At 62.9% G+C, this 26,299-nt stretch carries 27 protein-coding genes and 1 pseudogene; 22 read left to right on the forward strand and 6 right to left on the reverse strand.

What is annotated here, in order from left to right:
- Position 1: 1 nt before the first annotated feature.
- Complete coding sequence (gene rplE, locus HMPREF2526_RS03570; protein WP_046648471.1) at positions 2–553, forward strand: 50S ribosomal protein L5; 552 nt, start codon at positions 2–4, stop codon at positions 551–553.
- 211 nt (positions 554–764) lie between these two features.
- Complete coding sequence (locus HMPREF2526_RS03575; RefSeq protein WP_070511317.1) at positions 765–1,550, forward strand: formate/nitrite transporter family protein; 786 nt, start codon at positions 765–767, stop codon at positions 1,548–1,550.
- Here the strand turns inward: HMPREF2526_RS03575 and fdhD are convergent.
- Both fdhD and HMPREF2526_RS03585 read right to left on the reverse strand, forming a co-directional pair.
- Positions 1,519–2,370, reverse strand: coding sequence for a formate dehydrogenase accessory sulfurtransferase FdhD (fdhD, locus tag HMPREF2526_RS03580; protein WP_070511319.1), 852 nt, complete (start codon positions 2,368–2,370; stop codon positions 1,519–1,521). The genes HMPREF2526_RS03575 and fdhD overlap by 32 nt on opposite strands.
- A complete protein-coding gene (locus HMPREF2526_RS03585) occupies positions 2,367–2,615 on the reverse strand; it encodes a DUF6457 domain-containing protein (RefSeq protein WP_070545905.1) in 249 nt (82 codons plus the stop codon). The genes fdhD and HMPREF2526_RS03585 overlap by 4 nt, the downstream gene beginning before the upstream one ends.
- A 310-nt stretch (positions 2,616–2,925) precedes the next feature.
- Between HMPREF2526_RS03585 and rpsH the strand changes: the two genes are divergently transcribed.
- Genes rpsH through rplO form a run of 6 tightly spaced genes read left to right on the forward strand, consistent with a single transcriptional unit; the run spans position 2,926 to position 5,574 of the window.
- On the forward strand, positions 2,926–3,309 hold the full coding sequence (gene rpsH / locus HMPREF2526_RS03590; protein ID WP_049157329.1) for a 30S ribosomal protein S8: 384 nt from the start codon (positions 2,926–2,928) through the stop codon (positions 3,307–3,309).
- Between the two features lie 14 nt (positions 3,310–3,323).
- Positions 3,324–3,860 carry a 50S ribosomal protein L6 gene (rplF, locus tag HMPREF2526_RS03595; RefSeq protein WP_049157327.1) on the forward strand — a complete coding sequence of 179 codons (537 nt, stop codon included), beginning with the start codon at positions 3,324–3,326 and terminating at the stop codon, positions 3,858–3,860.
- Between the two features lie 3 nt (positions 3,861–3,863).
- Entirely contained in the window at positions 3,864–4,265 is a 402-nt protein-coding gene (gene rplR / locus HMPREF2526_RS03600) for a 50S ribosomal protein L18 (protein ID WP_046648465.1), read from the forward strand.
- A 40-nt stretch (positions 4,266–4,305) separates the two neighbouring features.
- Positions 4,306–4,932, forward strand: coding sequence for a 30S ribosomal protein S5 (gene rpsE / locus HMPREF2526_RS03605; protein ID WP_046648464.1), 627 nt, complete (start codon positions 4,306–4,308; stop codon positions 4,930–4,932).
- Between the two features lie 3 nt (positions 4,933–4,935).
- On the forward strand, positions 4,936–5,121 hold the full coding sequence (gene rpmD / locus HMPREF2526_RS03610; protein WP_010189565.1) for a 50S ribosomal protein L30: 186 nt from the start codon (positions 4,936–4,938) through the stop codon (positions 5,119–5,121).
- A 3-nt stretch (positions 5,122–5,124) separates the two neighbouring features.
- Positions 5,125–5,574, forward strand: coding sequence for a 50S ribosomal protein L15 (gene rplO / locus HMPREF2526_RS03615; RefSeq protein ID WP_070511323.1), 450 nt, complete (start codon positions 5,125–5,127; stop codon positions 5,572–5,574).
- A gap of 415 nt (positions 5,575–5,989) precedes the next feature.
- Here the strand turns inward: rplO and HMPREF2526_RS03620 are convergent, their stop codons facing one another.
- Both HMPREF2526_RS03620 and HMPREF2526_RS03625 read right to left on the reverse strand, forming a co-directional pair.
- Complete coding sequence (locus HMPREF2526_RS03620) at positions 5,990–7,471, reverse strand: FAD-binding oxidoreductase (RefSeq protein WP_070545907.1); 1,482 nt, start codon at positions 7,469–7,471, stop codon at positions 5,990–5,992.
- 16 nt (positions 7,472–7,487) lie between these two features.
- Positions 7,488–8,795 (reverse strand): class I SAM-dependent methyltransferase, encoded by a 1,308-nt coding sequence (locus HMPREF2526_RS03625; protein ID WP_070517416.1) that lies wholly within the window; start codon positions 8,793–8,795, stop codon positions 7,488–7,490.
- Positions 8,796–9,177: 382 nt separating this feature from the next.
- Between HMPREF2526_RS03625 and secY the strand changes: the two genes are divergently transcribed.
- The 12 genes from secY (at position 9,178) to eccB (ending at position 18,795) form a co-directional block, all read left to right on the forward strand.
- Positions 9,178–10,503 (forward strand): preprotein translocase subunit SecY, encoded by a 1,326-nt coding sequence (gene secY, locus HMPREF2526_RS03630; protein ID WP_046648460.1) that lies wholly within the window; start codon positions 9,178–9,180, stop codon positions 10,501–10,503.
- The gene (locus HMPREF2526_RS03635) at positions 10,503–11,048 is read left to right on the forward strand and encodes an adenylate kinase (RefSeq protein ID WP_049156993.1); all 546 of its coding nucleotides are present in this window, start codon (positions 10,503–10,505) and stop codon (positions 11,046–11,048) included. The genes secY and HMPREF2526_RS03635 overlap by 1 nt, the downstream gene beginning before the upstream one ends.
- A gap of 15 nt (positions 11,049–11,063) precedes the next feature.
- Positions 11,064–11,858: a type I methionyl aminopeptidase gene (map, locus tag HMPREF2526_RS03640; protein ID WP_049156995.1), complete on the forward strand. Its 795-nt coding sequence runs from the start codon at positions 11,064–11,066 to the stop codon at positions 11,856–11,858.
- Positions 11,859–11,909: 51 nt separating this feature from the next.
- Positions 11,910–12,701 carry a L,D-transpeptidase gene (locus HMPREF2526_RS03645; protein ID WP_070545909.1) on the forward strand — a complete coding sequence of 264 codons (792 nt, stop codon included), beginning with the start codon at positions 11,910–11,912 and terminating at the stop codon, positions 12,699–12,701.
- Between the two features lie 226 nt (positions 12,702–12,927).
- Positions 12,928–13,146, forward strand: coding sequence for a translation initiation factor IF-1 (infA, locus tag HMPREF2526_RS03650; RefSeq protein ID WP_003854422.1), 219 nt, complete (start codon positions 12,928–12,930; stop codon positions 13,144–13,146).
- 188 nt (positions 13,147–13,334) lie between these two features.
- Positions 13,335–13,703: a 30S ribosomal protein S13 gene (rpsM, locus tag HMPREF2526_RS03655; protein ID WP_039673764.1), complete on the forward strand. Its 369-nt coding sequence runs from the start codon at positions 13,335–13,337 to the stop codon at positions 13,701–13,703.
- A gap of 3 nt (positions 13,704–13,706) precedes the next feature.
- The gene (rpsK, locus tag HMPREF2526_RS03660) at positions 13,707–14,111 is read left to right on the forward strand and encodes a 30S ribosomal protein S11 (protein WP_010189540.1); all 405 of its coding nucleotides are present in this window, start codon (positions 13,707–13,709) and stop codon (positions 14,109–14,111) included.
- Between the two features lie 21 nt (positions 14,112–14,132).
- Positions 14,133–14,738: a 30S ribosomal protein S4 gene (gene rpsD, locus HMPREF2526_RS03665; RefSeq protein WP_070545911.1), complete on the forward strand. Its 606-nt coding sequence runs from the start codon at positions 14,133–14,135 to the stop codon at positions 14,736–14,738.
- Between the two features lie 69 nt (positions 14,739–14,807).
- Positions 14,808–15,818 carry a DNA-directed RNA polymerase subunit alpha gene (locus tag HMPREF2526_RS03670; protein ID WP_010189530.1) on the forward strand — a complete coding sequence of 337 codons (1,011 nt, stop codon included), beginning with the start codon at positions 14,808–14,810 and terminating at the stop codon, positions 15,816–15,818.
- Between the two features lie 79 nt (positions 15,819–15,897).
- Complete coding sequence (gene rplQ / locus HMPREF2526_RS03675; protein WP_070545913.1) at positions 15,898–16,398, forward strand: 50S ribosomal protein L17; 501 nt, start codon at positions 15,898–15,900, stop codon at positions 16,396–16,398.
- 223 nt (positions 16,399–16,621) lie between these two features.
- On the forward strand, positions 16,622–17,482 hold the full coding sequence (truA, locus tag HMPREF2526_RS03680) for a tRNA pseudouridine(38-40) synthase TruA (RefSeq protein ID WP_070545915.1): 861 nt from the start codon (positions 16,622–16,624) through the stop codon (positions 17,480–17,482).
- Positions 17,483–17,535: 53 nt separating this feature from the next.
- A complete protein-coding gene (gene eccB / locus HMPREF2526_RS03685; RefSeq protein ID WP_070545917.1) occupies positions 17,536–18,795 on the forward strand; it encodes a type VII secretion protein EccB in 1,260 nt (419 codons plus the stop codon).
- A gap of 184 nt (positions 18,796–18,979) precedes the next feature.
- On the opposite strand, the pseudogene HMPREF2526_RS12845 reads toward eccB, so the two are convergent.
- A pseudogene (locus HMPREF2526_RS12845) lies at positions 18,980–19,948 on the reverse strand (S8 family serine peptidase); the annotation flags it as partial.
- The gene (eccD, locus tag HMPREF2526_RS03695; protein ID WP_046648454.1) at positions 19,945–21,276 is read right to left on the reverse strand and encodes a type VII secretion integral membrane protein EccD; all 1,332 of its coding nucleotides are present in this window, start codon (positions 21,274–21,276) and stop codon (positions 19,945–19,947) included. The pseudogene HMPREF2526_RS12845 and the gene eccD, both read right to left, overlap by 4 nt.
- A gap of 129 nt (positions 21,277–21,405) precedes the next feature.
- On the opposite strand from eccD, the gene eccCa reads away from it, so the two are divergent.
- Positions 21,406–25,128 (forward strand): type VII secretion protein EccCa, encoded by a 3,723-nt coding sequence (gene eccCa, locus HMPREF2526_RS03700; protein WP_180963896.1) that lies wholly within the window; start codon positions 21,406–21,408, stop codon positions 25,126–25,128.
- The gene (locus HMPREF2526_RS03705) at positions 25,125–26,237 is read left to right on the forward strand and encodes a type VII secretion-associated protein (protein WP_046648441.1); all 1,113 of its coding nucleotides are present in this window, start codon (positions 25,125–25,127) and stop codon (positions 26,235–26,237) included. Before eccCa ends, HMPREF2526_RS03705 begins: the two co-directional genes overlap by 4 nt.
- Positions 26,238–26,299: the final 62 nt, after the last annotated feature.

Below are 26,299 nucleotides of genomic sequence, written 5' to 3' on the forward strand. Positions count from 1 at the left end.
CATGAGCGAGAACTACACTCCGCGTCTGAAGACCCGCTACCGCGAGGAAATCAAGAAGGCTCTGAACGAAGAGTTCAAGTACGACAATGTGATGCAGATTCCGGGCGTCACCAAGGTCGTTGTCAACATGGGTGTGGGCGACGCTGCCCGCGACTCCAAGATGATCAACGGTGCTCTCGAGGACCTTACCGCTATCACCGGCCAGAAGCCGCAGGTGCGCCGCGCTAAGAAGTCCATCGCTAACTTCAAGCTCCGTGAGGGCATGCCCATCGGTGCACGCGTTACCCTGCGCGGCGACCGTATGTGGGAGTTCCTGGACCGCCTGCTGACCATCGCGCTGCCGCGTATTCGCGACTTCCGCGGTCTTTCCGACCAGCAGTTCGACGGCCACGGCAACTACACCTTCGGCCTCACCGAGCAGACCATGTTCTACGAGATCGACATCGACAAGGTGGACCGCCCGCGTGGTATGGACATCACCGTCGTGACCTCCGCTACCAACGACGAGGAGGGCCGCAAGCTCCTGCGCGAGCTCGGCTTCCCGTTCAAGTAACGTAGCGAATTCTTCCGCCTAATACATAGGTGAAGAGCATCCCCGGTACTCCGTAAGGAGGCCGGGGATTTTTGCGCTTGCATGCCTTTTGGGTCAGGACGGAGATATTGCGTTCTAGGGGCAAGGCAGAGTCATCGCTTCCTATGAGGTTCGAACAAGCGGGGAGTAAACTACTGGCGTCTGCGAACTAACGATTCCCCTGAGGTGAATGATGTCCCTGAATGATGCTTCGGCAGCCGCGGTAAAGAAAAAGGTTGCGTTGCTCGACGAGTCCTTTGGCCGGTTCGCTGTGCGCTCCACCCTGGCGGGTGTGTACCTCGCCATCGGTACGGCGTTTGCTGCGGTGATGGGGATGGGCGTCGAGAAGCATGTGGAAGGCCTGGGCTCGCTGGTCTTTGCCTGCCTGTTCGGCTTGGGCCTTTTTGCCATCGTCCTTCTTGGCGCGGAGCTGGCTACCGGCAACATGATGTACATGGTCTATGGTGCCGTGACTAAGCAGGTGGGTTGGGGCAAGGGCCTGTGGCTGCTCGTGGTGACGACGCTGTTCAACCTGGTTGGTGCCGCCTTGTTCGCTGCGGCCATGGGAATGTCCGCCAAGCTGGGCGGAATCGATCCGAACCATCTCATTGCCAACCTCGCGATGGGCAAGCTCATCAAGGGCCCCGGCGGACTGCTGGTGGAGGCCATGCTGGCCAACTTCGTGGTCAACATGGCTATCGTCGGCGCGGTCTTTGCCAAGGATGTGGTGTCCAAGTTCTTCGTCATCGTGCCGATCATCGCCTGCTTTGTGGGCCTGGGCCTGGAGCACGTTATCGCCAACTTCTGCCTGATGACCTTGACCTTCTTCTGTGCGAGCCCGCTGCCTGAGGGGTTTACTCTCGGTGCGGTCCTGGCCAACTGGTCCATCGTGTGGGTGGGAAACCTCATCGGCGGCGGCTTCCTTATTGGCGGCGTGTACGCCTGGCTTAACTCTGGCCCGGAAGCGTACCGCGATTAAGTTCGCCCGAGTAGAGGTTGAAGCGGTCGCCGCGCGCGAAGCCAACCAGCGCCATGCCGGTCTCCCGGGCGGTTTCCACGGCTAGGGAGGAAGCGGCGGAGACCGCAACGAGCATGCCGAAGCCGGCCATGGCAGCTTTGTTGACCAGCTCGAAGCTCGCACGCGAGCTCATCACCAGGATGAGGTCGGAGGCGGGGAGCATGCCTTCCATGAGCAGGTGGCCAATGACCTTGTCGGCCGCGTTGTGGCGGCCCACGTCCTCGCGGACGACGACGGGCTCGCCGTCGAGAGTAAAGGCCCCAGCGGCGTGAATGCCGCCGGTCTTGCGGAACTGTTTCTGCTCCCGCTTGAGGGCCTCGGGCAGCTTGGCGACGATCCCCGGATCCACCGGCACCCGCGGAATCTCGTAGCGGCTCTGCTTCATCAGCGCCTCGATGGAGGAGGTGCCGCACACCCCGCAGGCGGATGTGGTGGTGGTCAGGCGCAGATCAGCCAGCGTGATGGCGTGCGGGTTAGCCAGCTCCACATCGAGCAGATTATAGGGGTTGCGCCCGTCCACCGAGGCGCCAGCGCAATAGCGGGCCTCCCGGACATCGCTGACCTTCTCGATGTGTCCTTCGGAATGAAGAAAACCATGCGCTAGCTCGACGTCGTGTCCCGGCGTGCGCATCGTCGTCGTCAGCGTCTGCCCGCCCACGCGGATCTCCAGCGGCTCTTCGCCGGCGACGGTATCGCCGCGGGTATCTACCTGGGTGACCTGCCCGTTCTCATCGAGGCGCACCTTGGTTACGGCAAAGGTGGCGTTAATGCGCCCGCTCATCGCTTAAGGGCCTTCTGCAACGTGGCGATGTGGGCGCGGGCCTCAGCGGTGTCCTTGGACGCGAGCCCCACCAGGTAAGCCGTTAGGGGAGCGGCAGGGCGGGACTGGGTGTGGGCAACATCCTTGGTCAAATCCAGCAACTCAGTGACGAGGGCGGTGGCGTCGGTCGGGGAGACGTCGAGAAGCTCGGCGGCCTCCTGGAGCCATTGGTGGGCGGTGCGGATGGGGTCGGGTGTTTCACTCATGACTTCTCATGCTAACGCGTTTTGGAAAACAGCATGTCAACGGGTAGAGTAAGCCGACGGACTTGCATTTTTCCACTCCTGCGCCACGAAAACAGCGCAGGAGGTGCGGAAACGTGCCAAGCCGGAAGAATTGAACACATCTACTTTGTTGTAGGCCCCTCGCCGTAGATAGCGGACCGTTGTCTGTATCAAAGGGTGGCGAGCGCCTCGCGGTATTGACCGCGGGGAGCGTGAGTAGCCCGAAATCACACGGAAAACGCTTTGGTGAGCATTACGGGAACCGCAACGAGAAAGGTTACAGGTCACTCATATGACTATGACTGATCCTATTGCCGACATGCTGTCGCGCGTGCGCAACGCATCTAATGCGCACCACGACGTCGTGTCGATGCCGACCTCCAAGATCAAGGCGAACATCGCTGAGATCTTGAAGCAGGAAGGCTACATCGCTGACTACTCCGTCGAGGGCCACGAGCTGACCCTCGAGCTTAAGTACAACAACCGTGAGCGTTCCCTCTCGGGTCTGCGTCGCGTGTCTAAGCCGGGTCTGCGTGTGTACGCAAAGTCCACCGAACTGCCGCAGGTTCTGGGCGGCCTGGGCGTGGCCATTATTTCCACGTCTCAGGGTCTGCTTACCGACCGTCAGGCTCAGGAGAAGGGTGTAGGCGGAGAAGTTCTCGCCTACGTCTGGTAAGGGAGGATTGACACATGTCTCGTATCGGTCTAGCACCTATCGCCGTCCCGAAGGGCGTCGAGATCACCATCAACGGCCAGGTTGTCAACGTTAAGGGTTCCAAGGGCACCCTCGAGGTTGAGCTGCCGGAGCCGATCACCGCAGCCGTCGAGGACGATGAGATCAAGGTCTCCCGTCCGGATGACGACCGCAAGAACCGCGCCCTGCACGGTCTATCCCGCTCCCTGGTCAACAACGCCGTTGTTGGCGTGACCGAGGGCTACACCAAGAAGATGGAAATCTTCGGTGTCGGTTACCGTGTCCAGCAGAAGGGCAAGGACCTGGAGTTTTCTCTGGGCTACTCCCACCCGATCCTCATCGAGGCTCCGGAGGGCATCACCTTCGCTGTGGATGGCGCAACCAAGCTCTCCGTATCTGGTATTGACAAGCAACTGGTTGGACAGGTCGCCGCGTACATCCGCCGCCTGCGTAAGGACGATCCTTACAAGGGCAAGGGTATTCGCTACGACGGCGAGCAGGTCCGCCGCAAGGTCGGAAAGACGGGTAAGTAAGCAATGGCTAACACTGAAAACGCAAAGCGCACCCCGGTTGGCAAGGACATTTCCTCGCGTCGTCGTGAAGCACGCGCGCGCCGCCACTTCCGCATCCGTAAGACCCTCCGCGGCACCCCTGAGGCACCGCGTCTGGTCGTTCACCGCTCCTCCCGCCACATGCACGTCCAGGTCATCGACGACCTGGCCGGCCACACCCTGGCTGCAGCTTCCTCCATGGAAGCCGACGTGCGTGCACTCGAGGGCGATAAGAAGGCCAAGGCTGCCAAGGTAGGCCAGCTCATCGCTGAGCGCGCCAAGGCTGCTGGCATCGAGCAGGTCGTCTTCGACCGTGCAGGCTACAAGTACCACGGCCGCGTTGCTGCGCTGGCCGACGCCGCTCGCGAAGGTGGTCTGCAGTTCTAATGATTAAGGCATACGGAAACATCAACGGAAGGAACGCCTAATGTCGGACCGTGAACAGCGTGACGGCGGACGCTCCGCCGAGAACAACAACGACCGCAAGGGTCGCAACAACGGCCGTCGTAACGACCGCCGCAACCAGCAGGACAACGAGCGCGATAAGTACATCGAGCGCGTTGTGACCATCAACCGCGTCGCTAAGACCGTTAAGGGTGGCCGCAACATGTCCTTCACCGCTCTCGTCGTCGTTGGCGACGGCCAGGGCATGGTGGGCGTCGGCTACGGCAAGGCCAAGGAAGTCCCGGCCGCAATCCAGAAGGGTGCAGAAGAGGCTCGCAAGAACTTCTTCCGCGTTCCGATGATTGCTGGCACCATTACCCACCCGGTTGAGGGTCGCGACGCAGCTGGCATCGTCATGATGAAGCCGGCCGCTCCGGGTACCGGTGTCATCGCCGGCGGTGCTGCTCGTCCGGTGCTTGAGTGCGCTGGCGTGCAGGACATTCTGTCGAAGTCCCTGGGCTCCGACAACGCTCTCAACGTCGTCCGCGCTACCGTGGACGGCCTCAAGCAGCTGGTTCGTCCGGAGGAAGTTGCCGCACGTCGTGGCAAGTCCCTCGAGGACGTCGCACCGGCCCAGATGCTGCGCAAGCGCGCAGGTCAGGAGGCATAAGCAATGGCTCTGAAGATTACTCAGGTAAAGGGCCTTGTGGGCACCAAGCCGAACCACCGCGCAAACATGGAGTCGCTTGGTCTCAAGCGCATCGGTCACTCTGTAGTTAAGCAGGACACCCCGATCATCCGCGGTATGGTTCACAAGGTGCGTCACCTGGTCACCGTCGAAGAAGTGGCAGGGGAGTAAACCATGGCTGATATCATCAAGCTCCACGACCTGCGCCCGGCCGCAGGCTCCAATAAGCCCAAGACCCGCGTCGGCCGCGGTGAGGCATCCAAGGGTAAGACCGCTGGTCGCGGTACCAAGGGCACCGGTGCTCGTAAGCAGGTTTCCGCTGCTTTCGAGGGTGGCCAGATGCCGATCCATATGCGTCTGCCGAAGCTCAAGGGCTTCAAGAACCCGAACCACGTTGAGTACCAGGTAGTCAACGTTGCTGACCTCGCAGAGGCTTTCGCTAACGGTGGCGACGTCACCGTTGCGGACATCGTCGCTGCTGGCCTGGTTCGCAAGAACCAGCCGGTCAAGGTTCTGGGCAACGGCGACATCAACGTTAAGTTGAACGTCACCGCTGACAAGTTCTCCAAGTCTGCTGTCGAGAAGATCGAGGCTGCTGGCGGCACCGCCACCGCAACCAAGTAATTCTCTTACAGGCTCTGCGAGAGCCACCGCCCTCCCGCGGCGCCACCTTTCGGTGGCCTTCGGGAGGGCTTCTGGCGTTTTTGGTCCTGGCCTAGGACACAAAGGGTATTAGTACCATTTGAAAGGCACCTTATGGCTTCAGTGTTATGCGATGACCTGGGGATTTACCCAGCGAGCCCCGCAAAAGGCATTAGTACCTTTTGAGGGGAACCTTATGGTCCAGATGTTATGCGATGACCAGGGCTTTGGCTGCGGGAGGCCCGCAAAAGGCATCTCTCAAAAGGTATTAATGCCTTTTGAGAGGAACCTTATGGTGAGAAATTTATGCGGGCCTAGTTGGTTGCATAAGGCGCGGCGGTGATGCTGAGGCACAGTATGCCGTGGTGATGCTGAGGCGCAGCGTGCGGTGGGGCCGTTAGGCGTCGTTGACCGTCTTCTCGTAGAGGCCCGGGAAGCGGTCATCGGGGTCGGTCACGGCCTTGATGCGCTCCGGAAGGTCGCCGCCGTAGAGCTCCGCGAACTGCTCAGGGGAGTAGAAGGCCTCTGAGTACAGGGATTTATGTCCGCCGAGTTCGCTGACCTTGGCCTCGATGAGGCGGTTAAAGGCGCCATTGCCAGGGGCAGAGGGATCGACGTGATTGCCCTCCACGCCGGACCAAAAACCGACGTTGATCCAGGTCTGTCCTGGGCGCAGGGGGTAGAGCGGCCACGGGGCCGGGGAATCGGCGGCAAGCGAGCCGGTACCGATGAGGTCCTCCACGCCCTCCCGCAGCCGAATCGGGCACAGCCACACCGGTTGGATGTCGGAGGCTTGGAAGAACCAATCCAAGAATTCCGGCAGATTGTCCGGTGTGACCTCGATGTCCTGGACCACGCGCTCGCCGCGGGGCAGGCCCTTCGGCTTCTTGATGAAGTTGTACTCCAGCTCGTACTTGCGGTCTAGGCGCACGAGCTTCCAGTAGAAGGAACTGCGGCGCAGCTGTCGCGGCCACACCTTGCGCACGCGCGGATTCTGCGCGCCGAACGCGCGGGAGCACCAGAACCAATCCGTATCCCAGCGCCAGATATAGTCGCGCACCGTGAGGCGGTCGCGGCGGATCCCGCTCTGGTGCTGGAGGCTGCGATAAAAGGTTTTCTCCCGCGTGTAATCCGAGGTTGGCCCTTCCTCATCCGTAAAACGGGCCATGACGAGGTATGACTCCTCCGGTGAGAAGACCACGCCATCGAGACCGTGGACCTCGACGTCGTCGTAGGTGCGGGTGAGGGAGACGTCGTCAAGCGCGTGCGTGAGTGAGTTGAAGTCGTTGAAGCGCACCTGACGCAGCTCCACGTAGGGCTTGACCGCGCGCAGCTCAATCTTGAGGCGCACCGCATAGCCTAGAGAGCCGTAGGAGTTGGGGAAGAGGCGGAAGAGATCGACGTTCTCCTCGCGCGAGCACGTCACAATATTCCCGGTGCCGGTCAGGATATCCATCTCCAGGACGGATTCGTGGGGAAGGCCGTCGCGGAAGCTCGTGGACTCGACTCCCATGCCCGTCACCGCACCGCCGAGCGTAATGGTCTTGAGCTGCGGCACCACGAAGGGCATGAGCCCGTGCGGCAAGGTGGCGTCGACAAGGTCCTCGTAGGTGCACATGCCCTGGACCTCGGCGGTCTGCACAATCGGATCGACCTCAATGACCCCACCCAGGCCGGACACATCGAGGCCCGCCTGCTGCTCGCTGCGCCCGCGGAAGAGGTTCGAGGTCTTCTTCGCCAAACGTACGCGCTTATCCTTCGGCACCGCGTGGAAGCTACGCAGGAGCTTGTCGACGCCCTCCTCATGCGCCTTCCAGCCCACCGGCGGGACTTCGATTGCGTCGACGCTGCGATGATTGCGGATGAGATCGATCAACATAGAACTCCTTCAAGATTTAGAAGCGCGAATCTTCCCACCAGCGGCGCTCGGGCACGCCGGCGCGGGAGCCAGCATCGCCCAGTTTGACGCCCAAGAAGTGGTACAGGTTGATGATGTTGTGCTCGAAGCCCCACTCGGAGCCGGCCATGTAGATGGCCCACAGGCGGGCAGTGGGAAGGCCCACTAGCGAGCAGGCCTCCTCCCAGTTCTCCTTGAGGTTTTCGCACCAATCATGCAGCGTGCGCATGTAGTCGAAGCGGAGGGATTCCGTGTGGACGACTTCGAAACCGGCATCCTGCATGCACTTGGTAATGGTGCCGGAGCCGGAGAGCTCGCCATCGGGGAAGATGTAGCGGTCGATGAACCCGCCCTTCGGCGTCTTGTGGTTATCCGGGTAGGTGATGCAGTGGTTGAGCATGAGGCCGCCCGGCTTGAGCTTGCCGTGGAGGAAGCTGAAGAAGTCCGGGTAGTTCTTGACTCCGATGTGCTCGAGCAACCCGATGGCGGAGATGGCGTCGAAGCCTTCCTCGGTGACGTCGCGGTAATCCAGGAAGCGGATCTCCGCGAGATCTTCTAGGCCCTCCTCCTTGATCTTGGCCTGGCCCCACTCTGCCTGTTCCTTGGAGAGGGTGACTCCCAAGGACTTCACGCCGCGCTTGGCCGCGTAGCGCACCATGCCGCCCCAGCCGCAGCCGACGTCCAAGTGGCGGTCGCCTTCCTTGAGCCGCAGCTTGTCGAAGATGAGGCGGTACTTGTTTTCCTGGGCCTCGTCGAGCGTGGCGTCAGGGGAGGGGTAGTAGGCGCAGGTGTACGTCATCGAGTCGCCGAGGAAGAGCTCGTAGAAGTCGTTGCCCACGTCATAGTGATCGGAGATGACTTCTGCGTCGCGCTCCTTGGAGTGTTTGGACAGCCCCTCATGGAGCTTGCGGCGCAGCCACGAGGCACGCTCGACATCCGGGACCGGCTGGATTTGAAAAGCGCCCATCGAAGCCAAGGAACGCGCGACGCGGGCAAGGGTTTTCGCGTCCGGGCGGGAGAACTTGTCATACATTGCGTGCAAGGCGTCGAAGATGCCGTAGGGGTGTGCCGGGTGTTCCCCCTCGACGGTGATTCCGTCGGTGACGTAGGCGCGGGCGAAGCCTACATCGCCCGGGTGTGTGGCGATGTAGGCCAGACCCTGCAGGTTATTAATTTTGACGGTGAACTGCGCGTCGGCTGGGCCGGTTGCGGAACCGTCGAAAGCTTGCCAGCGGAAGGGGTTGGGGCTGGGAACGAAGGTATCGATGATCTCAGCCACGGTCATTGGGGAGAATCGCTTACTCATAAAACTACATACTACTTTCGGATTAAGGTTAGGCAGATAGAAGACGGCCATACTCTGTGGCGCCCCGGGGCGCCGCTTGAGAGGTCGAAAAGACGTAGAAATGTTGTAAGGACATTGCCTTAGGGCAACGCGGTCCATGGTAGGCCTCATGCGTCGATGGCGCTAAGGGGGGAAACTAATCCGAGAAGGATAAGCCTGGTTTTCGCGGGGCCAATGTGGCGAAAGGGGGCGGGGCTGGTAGGGTAATGGGGTCAAAACTGTCCAAGCGTTCCTATGAAGGACCTTAAGAAGGTTCTTAACTTTTGGGAACAGATGAGATCCACCCCCGTGCGCGGCGAATTCGAACCGCACAGCAAGCGCGGTAGGCCAGGAGGATTGAGTAGTGTCCGCCATTTTGCAGGCTTTCAAAGATGCCGACCTGCGGAAGAAAATCATCTTCACGCTCGTGATGATTATTCTCTACCGCGTTGGCGCGCAGATCCCGTCGCCGGGCGTTGATTACGCCACCATCGCCGGTCGCCTTCGTGACCTTACGGAGGAGTCCGGAAACCTGTACTCGGTGATCAACCTGTTCTCCGGTGGTGCGCTGCTGCAGCTGTCGATCTTCGCCATCGGCATCATGCCGTACATTACGGCGTCCATTATCGTGCAGCTGCTCACCGTGGTTATTCCGCACTTCGAGCAGTTGAAGAAGGAGGGTCAGTCCGGTCAGGCGAAGATGACGCAATACACGCGTTACCTCACCCTTGCGCTGGCCCTGCTGCAGTCCGCGGGCATCGTGGCCTTGGCGGACCGCGAGCAGCTCCTGGGCCAGGGCGTGCGCGTCTTGGCGGAGGACCGCAACTTCTTCACCCTCGTCGTGCTCGTTATCACCATGACTTCTGGTGCAATCCTGGTGATGTGGATGGGTGAGCTGATTACGGAGAAGGGAATCGGCAACGGCATGTCGCTGCTGATTTTCGCCGGTATTGCTACCCGCCTTCCTACCGACGGCGTCAACATCTTCCAGAACAATGGTGGTCTGGTCTTCGCCATGGTTCTCACGGGCCTCATCGTTCTCGTCGCGGGCATTACCTTCATCGAGCAGGGTCAGCGCCGTATCCCGGTGCAGTACGCAAAGCGCATGGTGGGCCGCCGCCAGTACGGTGGCTCTTCCACCTACCTGCCGCTCAAGGTCAACCAGGCCGGCGTTATCCCGGTCATCTTCGCCTCCTCGCTGATCTACATGCCGGTGCTCATCACCCAGATCGTCAACTCCGGCTCCCCGGGTGTCTCCGATAACTGGTGGCAGCGCAACGTCATTGCTCACCTGCAAGCACCGAGCTCCTGGCAGTACATCGTCCTCTACTTTGTGCTCACCATCTTCTTCTCCTACTTCTACGTATCGGTTCAGTACGACCCTGCGGAACAAGCCGACAACATGAAGAAGTATGGTGGATTCATCCCGGGTATCCGCCCGGGCCGACCGACCGCCGAGTACCTAGGCTTCGTGATGAACCGCCTGCTGTTCGTCGGTTCGATCTACCTGGCGCTCATCGCTGTTCTGCCGAATATCCTCTTGGACCTCGGCGTGGGCACTGCAGGTGCCAGCGGCACCTCCGCCTTCGGTGGTACCGCCATCCTCATTATGGTCTCGGTTGCCTTGACTACGGTCAAGCAAATCGAGTCCCAGCTTCTACAATCCAACTACGAAGGACTGCTTAAGTAATGCGTTACGTACTCCTTGGCCCTCCCGGTGCCGGCAAGGGCACCCAAGCCGCCCTCCTCAGCGAGAAGCTCGGCGTTCCGCACATCTCCACCGGTGACCTCTTCCGCGCCAACATTGGTGAGGGCACCGCGCTTGGTGTAGAAGCCAAGTCCTACATCGATGCCGGCAAGCTGGTGCCGACTGACGTCACCGCCCGCATGGTAGAGGACCGCCTTAACCAGGATGACGCCAAGGAAGGTTTCCTCCTTGACGGCTTCCCGCGCACCGTGGAGCAGGCCGACATCCTGGCGAAGCTCCTTGACGACAAGGGCCTCAAGCTGGATGGCGTGTTGAACTTTGAGGTGTCCGAGGACGTCGTCGTCGAGCGCATGCTCGCCCGCGGTCGTGCAGACGACACCGAGGAGACCATCCGCACCCGCCTGGGCGTGTACCGCGAGGAGACCTTCCCGCTTATTGAGCACTACGGCGATGCCATCATCTCCGTGAAGGCTGAGGGTTCCGTTGAGGAGATCAACGAGCGCACCCTGAAGGCCATGGGCAAGTAATCTGCCTTTTAAGCCATGGCTTTTCGACGACGCACTAAAACCATCCCCGCCCGCACCCCAGGCGAGCTCGATGCCATGCAGGCGGCCGGCGAGATCGTCGGCCGCGCCCTGCAGGCGGTACGCGCTGCCGCAGCGGTGGGCGTGAGCACTCTGGAACTCGATGAGGTGGCCGAGCAGACCATCCGCGATGCCGGTGCCGTGCCAACCTTCAAAGGCTACGGCGGGTTCCCGGGTTCCATCTGCGCTTCCGTCAACGACGTCATCGTCCACGGCATCCCCAGCAAGGAAATGCTGCTGGCTGAGGGGGACCTTGTTTCCATCGACTGCGGTGCCACTCTCGACGGCTGGGTGGGGGATAGTGCGTGGACGTTTGGCGTCGGTAAGCCCAGCGCCGAAGCGCAGGCGCTGAGCGACGCCACCGAATGGGTCCTCCACGAGGGCCTCAAGGCGATGGTTCCGGGCAACCGGCTGACCGACGTCTCCGCTGCCCTCGAGCAGGCGACTTACCGCGCCGAGGATAAATTCGGCGTCGAGCTCTTTATCGTCGATGGCTACGGCGGCCACGGCATCGGCCGAGAGATGCACGAGGAGCCCTACCTGGCCAACGAAGGCAAGGCAGGGCGCGGTCCCCTCATCCAGGAAGGTTCCGTGTTGGCCATCGAGCCGATGCTGACCCTGGGTACTGAGGACAGCGAGGTCTTAGAGGATGACTGGACCGTGGTAACCCTCGATGGCTCGTGGTCGGCGCACTGGGAGCACACCGTCGCGGCGACGGAGAATGGTCCCCGAATCCTGACCCCGCGCTACTAAAACACGTCTTTCGGGTAGGAAATCATGGTCGGAAGGTTTATACTTCTTGCCATGTCTAAAATTCGCTCCCGCGCTGGTGCTCGCTCCCTACGCCGAGCCACCGCAATCGGCCTTCTGACCGCTACTCTCTCGGTCGCCCCGGCCGCACATGCACAGACGGTCCCCTCTATTGATTCCCTGTCCTCCAACGTCCAGTCCCAGCTTGATGAGTTCGCTGGCCAGACCCGTGAGAACGCGTGGGCTAGCCGCAACCAAATGCTGGAAGCGCTGCAGAATGTTAACCCGCAGGCAGCCGATGCTCTTCGCCCAGTAATCGATGGCGCTATTGAGCTCGTCTTCCCGGGGCTGATTGATCAGAAGAACGCCGAGATTCGCGCCGCCCGCGAAGCTGAAGAGCGCGCCCACGCTGAGCAGATTGCTCGCGAGAAGGCCGCCGCTGAGGAAGCCGCGCGCAAGGCTGAGGCTGAGCGTCAGGCGCAGCGCTTCGATGTTGGCCCGTGCCCGGCAGATGCGCGTATCTGCGTGGACCGCGATGGCCGCCGTACCTGGCTGCAGGACGGCAACGGCAACGTCACCTACGTTGCTCAGGGCATGTCCACCGGTAAGCCGGGGGAGGAAACCCCGGCCGGCACGTACTACATCAACCGCAAGGTGAAGGACGAGATCTCGTGGGAATTCGGTAACGCACCGATGCCTTACGCAATGTACTTCACGAACAACGGCCACGCCTTCCATGAGGGCTCCCCGGCCTACCAGTCTAATGGCTGCGTGCGCCTGACCCACCAGGATGCGGTGCGCTACTGGAACGATGTTCCGGTTGGTTCCAAGGTCTTCATCTACTAGGACGTAGCGGTGGGCAAGCCACCGCTAGACACCATTTACCTCCCGCGCTTTAGTGCGACGGGAGGTTTCTGTATTTGGAAAACCCGTTCTCGCAGCGTATGCTTTAGTGCTGGTGTCTGTACGCAGCCGGATTGGCTGCTGAGGACACCAGGCAGTAGACACCAAACATGCAGGTGGAGGCGTCGCCAAGCGTGGCGAAAAGAACTCCATCAGAAAAGTAGAGGTTATGGCTAAGGAAGGCGCAATCGAGGTTGAGGGTCGCATCGTCGAACCCCTGCCCAACGCAATGTTCCGCGTCGAGCTCGACAACGGGCACAAGGTTCTTGCCCACATCTCGGGCAAGATGCGTCAGCACTACATCCGCATCCTCCCAGAGGATCGCGTTGTTGTGGAGCTGTCTCCTTATGACCTGACCCGCGGACGCATCGTCTACCGCTACAAGTAAAGACTGTAAGCCTCCTCACCCACGGGACGCGCCCTTCGTGCGTCCTTTTTTACCTCAGGCTGCGATGGCCTGAGCCCACGCTGCTAAGCATGCCCACAGTTTCCCCGGCACGGCCCGGGTCGAAGCGTATGCGTGGCGGGGGACGGATGAGGAGAAAACCATCGTAACAACCCGAAAGGACTAGCCATATGGCACGTCTAGCTGGTGTTGACCTCCCGCGCAACAAGCGCATGGAGGTTGCTCTCACCTACATCTACGGCATCGGGCCTTCCCGTGCCAAGGAACTGCTGGAAAAGACCGGCATTTCTCCCGACCTGCGCACCGACAACCTCGACGACGATCAGCTGTCGGCGCTGCGTGACGTCATTGAAGCTACCTGGAAGGTCGAGGGTGACCTCCGCCGCCAGGTTCAGGCTGACATTCGTCGCAAGATTGAAATCGGTTGCTACCAGGGCATCCGCCACCGCCGTGGTCTGCCCGTTCGTGGTCAGCGCACCAAGACCAACGCTCGTACGCGCAAGGGTCCGAAGAAGACGATCGCAGGAAAGAAGAAGTAAAACATGCCACCCAAGACTCGTTCCGGCGCGCGCCGTGGTGGTCGTCGCGTCGTAAAGAAGAACGTGGCCGCTGGCCACGCATACATCAAGTCCACCTTCAACAACACCATCGTGTCCATCACGGACCCGCACGGTGCTGTCATCTCCTGGGCATCCTCCGGCCACGTCGGCTTCAAGGGTTCCCGTAAGTCCACCCCGTTCGCAGCGCAGATGGCTGCTGAGAACGCGGCCCGCAAGGCCATGGACCACGGTATGAAGAAGGTTGACGTTTTCGTCAAGGGTCCGGGCTCCGGCCGCGAGACCGCCATCCGTTCCCTGCAGGCTGCAGGCCTCGAGGTTTCCTCGATCACGGATGCCACCCCACAGCCGCACAACGGCTGCCGTCCGACCAAGCGCCGCAAGGTTTAAGGGAAAGGAAGAGGTAAGAAAATGGCTCGTTATACTGGCCCCGCTACCCGCGTATCCCGCCGTCTGCGCGTCGACCTGGTCGGCGGCGACATGGCATTTGAGCGTCGCCCGTACCCTCCGGGACAGGCTGGCCGCAACCGCATCAAGGAATCTGAGTACCTGCTGCAGCTCCAGGAGAAGCAGAAGGCCAAGTACACCTACGGTGTGCTGGAGCGTCAGTTCCGCCGCTACTACGCCGAGGCTAACCGCCTTCCGGGCAAGACCGGTGACAACCTCGTCGTTCTGCTCGAGTCCCGTCTCGACAACGTGATCTACCGCGCAGGTCTGGCCAACACCCGCCGCCAGGCTCGCCAGCTTGTCTCCCACGGTCACTTCACCGTGAACGGCAAGAAGATCAACGTTCCGTCCTTCCGCGTTACGCAGTATGACATCATCGATGTTCGTGAGCGTTCCCAGAAGATGGAATGGTTCGAAGAGGCTCAGGACCGCCTGGTTGACGCCAACGTTCCGGCGTGGCTGCAGGTCGTTCCGGACACCCTGCGCATCCTCGTGCACCAGCTGCCCGAGCGCGCTCAGGTCGACGTTCCGCTGCAGGAGCAGCTCATCGTCGAGCTTTACTCGAAGTAATCCTTCGACACTTTCATCTTTACCCCTTCTACCGGCGTCAAATAGCGGGCGCCGACAAGGAGAAACTCCATGCTTATTTCCCAGCGTCCTCAGCTCACCGAGGAATTCATCGACTCGTCTCGCTCTAAGTTCGTTATCGAGCCGCTCGAGCCGGGCTTCGGTTACACCCTCGGTAACTCGCTTCGTCGCACGCTGCTTTCGTCCATCCCGGGCGCGGCAGTAACCTCCATCAAGATTGACGGTGTGCTCCACGAGTTCACCACCATCAATGGTGTGAAGGAAGACGTTTCCGAAATCATCCTTAACGTCAAGGGTCTGGTTCTGTCTTCCGACTCCGACGAGCCGGTGGTCATGTACCTGAGCAAGGAAGGCCCGGGTGAGGTCACTGCAGGCGATATCCAGCCGCCGGCCGGCGTGGAGATCCACAACTCGGATCTGCACATCGCATCGCTGAATGAGTCCGCCAAGCTGGAGATGGAACTCGTCGTCGAGCGCGGCCGTGGCTACGTCCCGGCTGCCGCCACCTCGGGAGAAATCGGCCGCATTCCGGTCGACCAGATTTACTCCCCGGTGCTGAAGGTCTCTTACAAGGTCGAAGCTACTCGTGTTGAGCAGCGCACTGACTTTGACAAGCTGATCATCGACGTCGAGACTAAGAACTCGATTTCCGCACGCGACGCCCTGGCTTCCGCCGGCGGCACCCTGGTCGAGCTCTTCGGCCTGGCTCGCGAGCTGAACACCGCTGCTGAGGGCATTGAGATTGGCCCGTCCCCGCAGGAGACGGAGTACATCGCCGCCTACAGCATGCCGATCGAGGATCTGAACTTCTCCGTCCGCTCCTACAACTGCCTGAAGCGCCAGGAGATCCACACCGTCGGTGAGCTCGCTGAGTGCACCGAATCGGACCTGCTGGATATCCGCAACTTCGGTCAGAAGTCGATCAACGAGGTAAAGATCAAGCTGGCTAACCTGGGCTTGGCCCTCAAGGACACCCCTGAGGACTTCGACCCGACCCAGCTCGAAGGCTACGACGCAGAGACCGGCGACTTCAAGGACCCGGCTTCCGACGATTCCGAGTAAAGAATTCCACTGAATCGTGACGGCGCGGCTTTTTGCGCCCCGTCGCGCGCTCAATTAATCCGCACACGAGGAGTACATAATGCCTACCCCCAAGAGGGGTCCGCGTCTCGGCGGCTCCGCCAGCCAGCAGAAGCACCTGCTGAGCAACATGGCAGCGAGCCTGTTCGAGCACGGCGCAATCAAGACCACCGACGCTAAGGCGAAGCTGCTTCGTCCTTACGCCGAGAAGATCATCACCAAGGCGAAGGCCGGCACCGTTGCTGACCGTCGCGCAGTTCTCAAGCTCATCCCGCACAAGGATGTTGTTGCCTACCTCTTCGACGAGCTGGCACCGAAGTTTGAGAACCGTGAGGGTGGCTACACCCGCATCATCAAGCTGGACAACCGCTCCGGCGACAACGCCCCGATGTCCCAGATCTCCCTCGTTCTCGAGGAGACCGTGACCTCCGAGGCAAACCGCGCTACTCGCGCTGCTGCTTCCAAGCAGGCTGAGGAAGCTAAGGCTGAAGAGGCTGAGGCTGAGTCCGCTGAGGCTACCGAGGCTGAGGCTGAGGCTGAGGAGACCACCGAGGAGAAGTAATTCTTCTGAGGTCTAGGCAAGGCCCGCGCTCACCACTGCGGTGGGGCGCGGGCCTTTGTCGTTTTCTCCGCGCCACGGCGCAGAGAGGGGAGCCGTGCTCTGGATGAAGTACCGTTTTAACAAATAAGGGTCCAAGAATTGCACTTTTCAGGCCACTATTTGTTAAAACGGACCATCGACGTAGTCCCCACGGCAGATCGAGCGCACGGTATCATCAACCCCCATGAGTGAAAGCGTTCGCCTGCGACTGGACTTGGCCTATGACGGCACCGACTTCCACGGGTGGGCCCGTCAAAAGGACGGCCTTCGCACGGTACAGCAGACCATCGAGGAGAAGCTGGCCATGGTTTTGCGCCACCCGGTGGAGCTCACGGTGGCTGGGCGCACCGACGCGGGCGTGCATGCCAGCGGTCAGGTGGCGCACTTTGACACCACCCACGCCGCACTAAGTCAGCGCAGCATTGATGGCGATCCCGCCAAACTGGTCCGGCGCTTGGCCAAGCTGCTGCCCGTCGACGTCCGCGTGCACGCCTGCACCGAGGTGTCGCATGATTTCGATGCGCGTTTTTCCGCCCTGCGTCGGCATTATGTTTATCGGATCACTACTCATCCGCGCGGAGCGCTGCCGACCCGAGCTCGGGACACCGCCACGTGGCTCAAGCCGGTGGACCTAGAGCTGATGCAGGCCGCCGCCGACCAGTTGGTGGGTCTCAACGATTTCGTGGCCTTCTGCAAGGCCAAGCCGCACGCCACTACCATCCGCGAGTTGCTCGCCTTCGAGTGGCAGGACGTGTCGACGCCCGCAGAACCGCAGCTCTATGAGGCACACGTTAGCGCCGATGCCTTCTGTTGGTCCATGGTGCGCTGCCTCGTGGGATGCTGTCTGCGGGTAGGCGAAGGTTCCCGAGAGGTGGAGTTCGCGGCCCAGATGCTTCAGGAAACCAGCAGATCCTCCCAGATTCCCCTCGCCCCGGCCGCGGGGCTGAGCCTGGTTGGCGTGGACTATCCCGACGCAGACCAATTGGCTGCGCGCGCGAAGATGACCCGCAGCCGTCGTGCTGCGGAGGACACGGAGTTGGGTTAATCTAGACCCCACTGCACCAGGGAGGGTGGTGCACTGATTCGGGGAGGATTCTCATGGCACGCGCGTTGCCTACTACCAAGGCCCAGGTATCGGGCCACAAGTTCTTGTTGCGCCGGCTCGAGCACGGCCTAGTTTTCGGCGATATCAGGATGATCCATGATCCGCTGAAACGGCGCCGGCGCGCACTGCTCGGTGGAGTAGCCGCAGTCGCATTCCTTAGCCTCGGTTCGGGGCTCATTGCGTGGATGCAACCGGATCCGCAACCCGGGGATGCGCCCGTGGTCCGCTCTGCGGAGGGACAGCTTTTAGCACTGGTCAATGGCACCTACCACCCGGTGGCTAACCTGGCGTCGGCCCGGCTCATTGCCAACGAAGCGGTGGAGCCACATGCGGCCGGGGATAGCTTTCTAGACCAGATAAGCTTAGGCACACCGCTGGGGATTGCCGATGCCCCGGACCTCCTTGCCGCTGCGACAGGGGAGGAGCCAAGCTGGTCAGCCTGCCTGGAGGAATCCACCCAAGGGGAGAACTGGCAGTCCAGCAGTCGCGTCGGCACCGTGACCGTGGTGGCGCACCACGCCGTTCCCGGGTTCGACGAAGAGCATGCCGCCGTGGCGGAATCCGAGGGCACGCAGTGGTTGCTCACCGGCCAAGGGCGCGTCGTGTTGCCCGAGGCCACGAGCACGCAAGGCAGGGTACTGCGCCGCGCCTTGGGGATGACCGCGGAGACGGCGGTGTGGAGCGTGCCCGCGGAGTTACTCAATGCCTTCGCCGAACTGGAGCCGCTGAGTTTCCCAGCCGCGCCACCAGAGATTCTGGATACCGGCGAACAGCTGTGGGCGCGAACGGAGCAGGGCGTTTTCGCCATCACTCCCACCCAGGCGGAGATGCTCGTCGGCATGGGCGCGCAGCGTTTGCCGGCACAGTCGCAGGAGGTAGCCGCGCTTGGCGACGTCCCACCGACCTTCAACCTCCCGGCTACCCGCATGGACTTCCTGTCTCCTGAGCAGGGCTGGTTGTGCGCGACGCACCAGCATGGAGCCGGTATGACGCGCCCGGTGTCAGCCACCGTGGACTTGCCGGGTGATTCGGCGGCGCAGCGTTTCGCCGGTCTGCGGGCGGGCGTGGGCGTAGACAGCGGGCATGGTTATCACGTGGTCTCTGCCACCGGCAGGCGCCACGAGCTGGCTAGCGCCGGGGAGCTAAACGCGCTGGGCCTGGGGGAACCGGAGCAGGTGCCGTGGGAGATTCTGCGTCTGCTGCCGGAAGGTTCTGCCTTGAGCCGCGCGGAGGCCTTAAAGAATGAGCACTGATAACAGCCACGAGGACGAGGAACCCCAGGGCCCCGAGGAGTAGGCGCACCATAGGCCAGCCTTGGGCGGCCGGTGCTGTCAGTGGTGTCACCGCAAAGGAACGCTCCTCGCGGGTTTCGGCCGCAGGACGAAAGGTCACCGCGGTGAGGGGATCGACCACCCCGTGGCCGGGCTCGGCGGAATCGATGACGCGTTGGCGCAGCTGCGCCGGGGACTCGTCGGGGTAGCGCTGCACCAGCAGAGCGAGCGTTCCGCTGACCAGGGGCGCGGCGAAAGACGTGCCTTGAAAGAGGGTATCCCCCTTGGCACTGGCCCAGCCGCCGCCGGGTTCCAAGGCGAGTGGTACGTTGCCCTCTGCGCTGAGAGGTGCAGCGATGGAGTAATCCGCAAGGTCGTACGGGGTGGCTAGGGCGCCAACCGCGAGGACAGTATCCGCCACGGCGGGGAAGACCACATCACCTTGTTCACAGCCACCGGATGTCGCGTTTCCCGACGCCGCCACCACCACCGCCCCAGCGTCCTCCGCGCGCTGCAGCGCTGCGTCCAAGCCCGATCGATCCACCCGTGAGGCGGCATCCGGCGGGACGCAGGACACGACGGAGACGTTGATGACCTGAGCTCCCGCGTTCACGGCATCCTCGATGGCAGCAGCCAGGCTGGCCAGCGTTCCGGAACCGTGGTCTTCCTCCGCTGAACCATCGGCCCCTGCCGAGTTATCCGGCGCCGGTTGCCTGAAATGCGAACTGGTTTGCCGGATGGCGTAGATTTCCGCATCCGGGGCCACGCCGAGCTCTCTTCCTGCGATGACCCCGGCCACCACCGTGCCGTGCAGGTCACAGTCTCGCAGCGGGTCGGGCTCGTCTGGGGTTACGAAGTCCGCTCCCGGTGTCACGCGCAGCTGGGGGTGCGCGGCCACTCCGGTGTCGATGACCGCGACCTTCACCCCGGCACCCGTGGCAAAAGAATGCAGCCGCGCGCGATAGTCCGAGTATTGCGCGGAAGGCTGCGGCCCTGCCGCGGCGAGGGTAGCCTCCGCGCACGCGGTGTCTGGCTCGCGGGCAGCAGCTACCGGCCCGGGCAACACACAGGACCCCCACGCCAGACCAGCGCCAAGAGCAGCGCTGGCGGCGCCGATTCTAATTAGAGCTATCATGAGCCCAGCCCCCTAATGAACTCGAAGAGCCCAGCCAGGTGTGCGGCGAGCGGCAAACACGCAGCCAGTGCGAGGGCTTCGGCGCGCTCGAACCACACGATGGTGGTCGGCTCAATCTGCCGTAGTTTGCCTGCCCACACCGGTACTGACAGCATGGCCACAACGATGAGCCCCGCGATGACGCTGAGCACCCATGTTTCCGTGGTTGGCGCAGAAAGCCGCTGCCACTCGCGCAGCGGCACAGCCACCGCGGAACACGCAGCGGCGAGGCCATAGATTCCCAGTGCCCACGCAGCAATGGGCCGGGCATGGCGTGCTGCATGCACGATGACCCCGCCAGCGATACTTACACACAGCGCTTGGGAGGCCCCCTGGGTTGCCGCCGCGTTGGCGTTTAATGCGATGAGGAGCAGGGCAGGGATGCCCGCCACCGCGCAGCCCACCGCGATGCCCTCGTAGGCCTGCCCGGCGCGCCGGGCAGCGAGCGCGTTATCGGTGGGTACCTCGTCCGAGATGCTTAAGTCTTGCCCGGCGGTGGGAAGCTGCGGCACGCGCAAACCCGCCAGCCGCGTGGTCAGCAGGGGAGCGCCCGCCAACAGGCCCACGGTGGCTGCGAGGAGCGGGGCGGGGCCGAGGAGACCGACGAGCACGAGCAGGCACCACGTCGCGGCAGTAGCCCGGTCCCGCAGCCCGCCGATGCGTACCAGGTGGGAGAGCACCGCCGTCGCACCGACGGCGGTCGCGGCCCCCACGACGGGTGCCGCCGGCACCGCGGTACCTGCAGGTCCAGCGACAAATGCTGCGCCAGTGGCTAACCCGCCCGCCAGCCCCGCGGCGACGTGCGCGGTGGCGAGCAGAGATCCTCGCCGCGTCCATACCGCAAGAACGAGGGCGAGGAGTGCAGTGGCGGCGCAGCCGACCGTGGGGGACAGTGTTGCGGCAAGGAGCCCACCGCCGGCGATAAGGCCCGCCACACCCCACAGCCCAGCCAGGCCAGAAAGCTGCGTGGCGGAGACATCGGCGGCTAATGCTTCCGCGGCGTCGCGCACGATGGGTGCCGGCGCCGGTGCATCCGGGCTAAGCACCAGCACGGAGCCTTCTTCTACGCTGGTGCGATCCAGTGGCGTGGTCATCGATATGGTCTTGCCCGCCGCGGTAGTGGCGCGCCACAGGATGGGGGCTGGGGGAACGTCGACAAGCACGAGCAGCTCCCCCAGCACCTCCCCGAGACTGGAAGAAAGCGGCAGTGAGATATCCGCTTCTTTGCGGGTCTGGCCTGCGTGGATACGGACGGTGACGCGGACAGAATGCGCGAGTGCGCGAGTCATGGAAAATACCTCCCCCGAGAAAAATTTCTGGGCAACCCCTTGCCCATTGCCTCACATTGTGGCTTACTGGTGGCACGCTGTCCACCGCTTAAGGAGGCGGTGGAGTACTTCGGGGGGAAGGACTTTGACATGCGCGTACCTACACGCGTCGTTGACACCGGGCTGTCGTCATATCGGGAACCAGCGCCACCACTGCCGCAAGGCAGCATTGATGCCGAGGCCGTGCCGGAGGCGGCCCGTGCCCAGCCCGTTCCGTTGGTTCGCCTGCTTATGCCGCTGGTCATGATCGCGGCCATGGTGGGCATGGTGGCGCTCATGGTTCTCGGCGCGGGTGATGCGCGCCGGATAAGCCCCATGAGTCTCATGTTCCCGCTCATGATGCTGGCCAGCATGGCGATGATGTTCAACCCGCAGGGAGGCGGGCAGGATCCGGACGAAACTCGCCGGACGTACCTGCGTCACCTCAAGGCGCTGCGCGAGGAAGCGCTGGAGCGCGCGGCGGCGCAGCGCGCGCATGAGGAACACCGCAATCCGGCGCCTGGGCAGCTCGGCGCGTTGATTCCGACGTCGCGCCTCTGGGAGCGGGATGCGGATGCCCCGGATGCGCTGGAGGTGCGGGTGGGCACCGGGCCGATGGCACTGTGCACGCCGATCAATGTTCCAGATTCGGGTGCCGCGGAAGACCTCGACCCAGTGTGTGCGGTGAGCCTGCGCCAGACCGTGCGCGCGGTGGGAACGCTGGCGGATATGCCGGTGGTCATCCAGCTCCAAGCCTTCCCTATCGTGGGGCTGGCCGGTGCGGATGCGCACGGTATGGCCCGCGCGCTGCTGTTGCACCTGGCGGTACTGCATGGCCCGGAAACCGTGGGCATTGAGTACCACGGGGAGAGCTGGGAGTGGCTGAAGTGGCTGCCGCACTCGAGGGATCCGGAGAGCGCTCAGTTTCGTATCCGCGTCGTGGAGGAGGACCACCGGCATCGCGGTGTACTGGACAAAGAGGGAGCGCCGGGGGACGCCCCGACGACCACCATCGCCGTGGGTGTCACACCTCATTCGCTGCTGGGCCGCCGTGCGGAGGACGAAGGCATTTACCTGCGGGCGGAAGGCGCGCTGTCCGTGGTTACCGCCGCGGGGGAGGAGGAGCTGGGCAGCTGCGCGCTTATCGACGTTTCCACGGCCCTCCTCCACGCCCGCACGCTTGCGCCCTATCATCGCCCCTTCGGCGGCGATGCTCCGGCAACGCCACGGCACGGTCGCGATGCAGACCTCCCTGTGCTGCTGGGCTACCGGGACGTGGATGCGCTGCAGGCCTCCGGCATGTGGCATGGCCGCAGCCCGGCCGAACGCCTGCGCGTGCCTATCGGTGTGGACGAGTCCGGGCAAGCGGTGGTGCTCGACCTGAAGGAGTCGGCGCAGGGCGGCATGGGCCCGCATGGGCTGTGCATCGGTGCCACGGGCAGCGGAAAATCGGAGCTGCTCAGGACGCTCGTCGTGGCCCTAGCCGCCACGCATAGCCCGGAGGAGCTCAACCTCGTGCTTGTGGACTTCAAAGGTGGCGCGACCTTTCTCGGCTGCGAGGAGCTGCCGCACACCTCCGCCGTGATTACCAACCTGGAGGAGGAATCTACCCTGGTGGAGCGCATGTACGATGCCATCTCCGGGGAGATGAACCGCCGCCAGGAGCTGCTGCGCAAGGCCGGCAACTTTGCCAATGTGGGCGAGTTCAATGCTTCCGCTGCCGCGGTGGCGGAGCACGGGCCGCTGCCGGCGCTGGTCATCGTGGTGGACGAGTTCTCGGAACTGTTGGGCCAGCACCCGGACTTCGCGGAGCTCTTCGTCGCAGTAGGAAGGCTCGGCCGCTCACTGCACGTGCACCTGCTGCTGGCATCCCAGCGCCTGGAAGAAGGGCGCCTACGGGGATTGGATTCGCACCTGTCCTACCGCATTGGCCTGAAGACATTCTCCGCCGGGGAGTCCCGCCAGGTCCTCGGTGTGCCCGACGCCTACCACCTCCCCGCCCAGCCGGGATCCGGCTACCTCAAGACGGATGCCGATGCCCCCACACGTTTCCAGGCCTCCTATGTGTCCGGCCCGGTGACGCGCCGGGTAGCGCTAGAAGATGATGCTTCCGCACAGCACACGGCGCGCCTAGAGCTTTTCACCGGGCACCGCGTGGTGGAGGAGGACCTAGACTTCGCAGTACTCGTGGACTCCTCGAGCACCCTCCTTGACACCGTGGTGGGGGCTGCCCGGGACGAAGCCGCCGGGCGCGGTCAATCAGCGCGGCGAATCTGGCTGCCGCCCTTGCCCGCCGTGGTGGAGCTGTCCAGTGTCGCCGCTGTGCAGGTAGAATCGCCCGGCGCGGGCGGCGGGCTGTGCGCCGAGGTGGGGCTTATCGACCGCCCCTACCACCAGCGCCAAGACCTACTCACCGTGGACTTCACGACGGGTGGCGGGCACCTGGCCCTGTGCGGTGGGCCGCAGTCGGGCAAGTCAATGGCGCTGCGCAGTATCGCCTCCGGAATGGCACTGCGGCACTCGCCGGACCAGGTGCGCTTTTATGTCATCGACTTGGGTGGCGGACAACTGCAGGTTCTGGAGCGGCTGCCCCACGTGGCCGGGGTGGCCGGCCGCGAGGAACCGGAGAAGGTACGGCGCATCGTCGACGAAGTCGCTGGCCTCGTGCGTCGCCCGGAATCCCGCCACACCTTCCTGATTGTGGATGGCTGGCACCACATTGGCACCTCTGGGGCGGATTTTGAAGATCTCGCCGAGCCGATTACCCAGCTGGTCGCAGATGGTGCGTCTTCCCACGTTCACGTCCTGATCGCGGCGGCGCGGTGGACCAGCCTGCGGCCGTCAATCCGGGACCTTATCGCGGCGCGCCTCGAGCTGCGTCTGGGTGAAGCCATGGATTCCCTCATTGACCGCAAAGCACAACAAAAACTCCCGGCAGCGCCCGGTCGGGGCATCACGCTGGCGGGGGAGAACCTGCTCTTCGCTGCGACGTCCCCGCAGGATATCGCTCATATCTGCGGAGTGCATGCGGACGCCCAGCCGGTCCCGCCGTTGAAGATGCTGCCCGCCCTGCTCACCGAGCTTCCACAACCGGCCGGCAGCCCACCGGCCGGGGTGGCTTGGGGAATTGGCGGGCCGGACCTGGACCTTCTGACGTGGGATCCGACCACGCAGCCCCACCTCGTGTGCATTGGTTCTCAAGGTTCCGGTAAGTCGCAGTTCCTCAGCGTGATTCTCGCCGGTATCAGCCAACTGAACCGGGAGGAAGCCCGCCTCGTGGTTATCGATGAGCGCCGGGCACATTTGGGGACGCTGGATGAGGAGATGGTGGCGGTCTACGGGGCGTCGGCAAGCGCAGCCACCCAGGCCATCCTCGATACCGTCCGCACCTTAGAGCAGCGCCTCCCCGGCCCCGAGGTCACTCCCGCGCAGTTGGCCGCGCGGAGCTGGTGGGAGGGGCCGGATATTTACCTTGTCATCGATGATCTCGACTTGGTCAGTGACATTGCCCTGGCACCACTTGTGGAGATTCTCCCGCACGCCCGCGATGTGGGCCTGCACCTAGTGCTCGCGCGCAAATCAGGAGGAATCGGGCGCGCGCTGTTTGGGCAGTTCCTCTCGGCAGTGCGCGACCTGCAGCCAGCACTGCTGCTTCTCGACGCCGACCGCGACGAAGGCGCCATCTTCGGCATCAAACCAGTAGCGCTGCCGCCCGGCCGCGGCCAATGGGTCGTGCGTGGGGCACCCCAAGGCCTGGCACAGGTGTATGTGCCGGACACCGACACACCAGAAGAACCACCACACACCACATCCAGCAAGGGAGATAACCAATGACCGCGACTCATGCACTGCGCACACCGTCGACTACGCCAGAGACCACACTCGTTATCACGGTGCTCGACGCCGCCACGATCTATGAGGGGCCGGAGACGATCTACCGCTACGACTTACCCGGCACTGGTATCGCCGAAGGCTGGGCGCTCGACGCCGTTCTTGACCAGGCAGAAAAGGTCTGTGGGGCGGAGTGGCCGGAGGTAAGCGCCGAGGTGGTAGCGGATCCATCCGGTACGGACATCACTGACGAGGCAGTGAGCATCCTGCGCCGCCAACTGACCGGCGCGGGCGCGACGGTAGTGGAAACAGAACCATCGCCGCCCGTGGTGGAACAAACACCGACTCTTACAAGGGCGGTTGTGGACGGGCACGACGAGGGCCATGCAGATACCGTGACAGCTGAGCGGCCGCGAGCCACGCGCGCGCGACGCTCCCACCGCGCGACACCACACCGCCTTTCTGCGCTCGTGGGAGGCATCGACCCCTTCTATATCGCCATTGCGGTCATGGTGCTCGTCGTGGCCGGGGTGTCCTGGTGGGCCGTGGGACGCAAAGACGCAGCCTTAGCAGCCGCGACACCACACCAGACGGCGGTAAGTACTTCCAGTGCTGCCCATTCGCCGGGTACGGCCCCGACCCAGAGCTCGGACGCGCCGACTGAGGAGGGCGGGACGCAAGGCTCGCCCGGGGATACCGGCAGTGCGCAGCTGCGTCCGGGCCAACAAGCCATCGACGTGGAAGGGATGTCCTTGGTCTTGCCACAGGGTTTTCGTACCAGCGTGGAAGATGGGCTCGTTACCGCGGCCGGTGAGGATCCCAACCTGCGGATCCTTGTCGCTGCAGATCCGCTTTTCAACGTGCCCGTTGACGTCCTTTTTGCGGAGATCAAGGAGCAGATCGAATCCGATCCCGCCCTCCGTGATCCGGTAGAGGAGTCCGGGCGGCTGACCTATACCGAGGACCCCGGCGATGGCTCGCGGGTGACCTGGATGATGTGGGAGGACAAAGGCCACCAGATGTCCGTGGGCTGCCACACCAAGTTCGAGCCCAACGTGGTGCAGAAGGCAGCGTGCCGAATGGCGGCGGAATCGCTGGTTAAGAAGGACTAAGCAGCGGCAAGCCAGAAAAATTAAAAACTTTGAAACCGGTGGGAACCGATGCGCCACTAACT

The organism is Corynebacterium sp. HMSC070E08, assembly GCF_001808895.1.
GTDB classification, from domain to species: domain Bacteria; phylum Actinomycetota; class Actinomycetes; order Mycobacteriales; family Mycobacteriaceae; genus Corynebacterium; species Corynebacterium hiratae.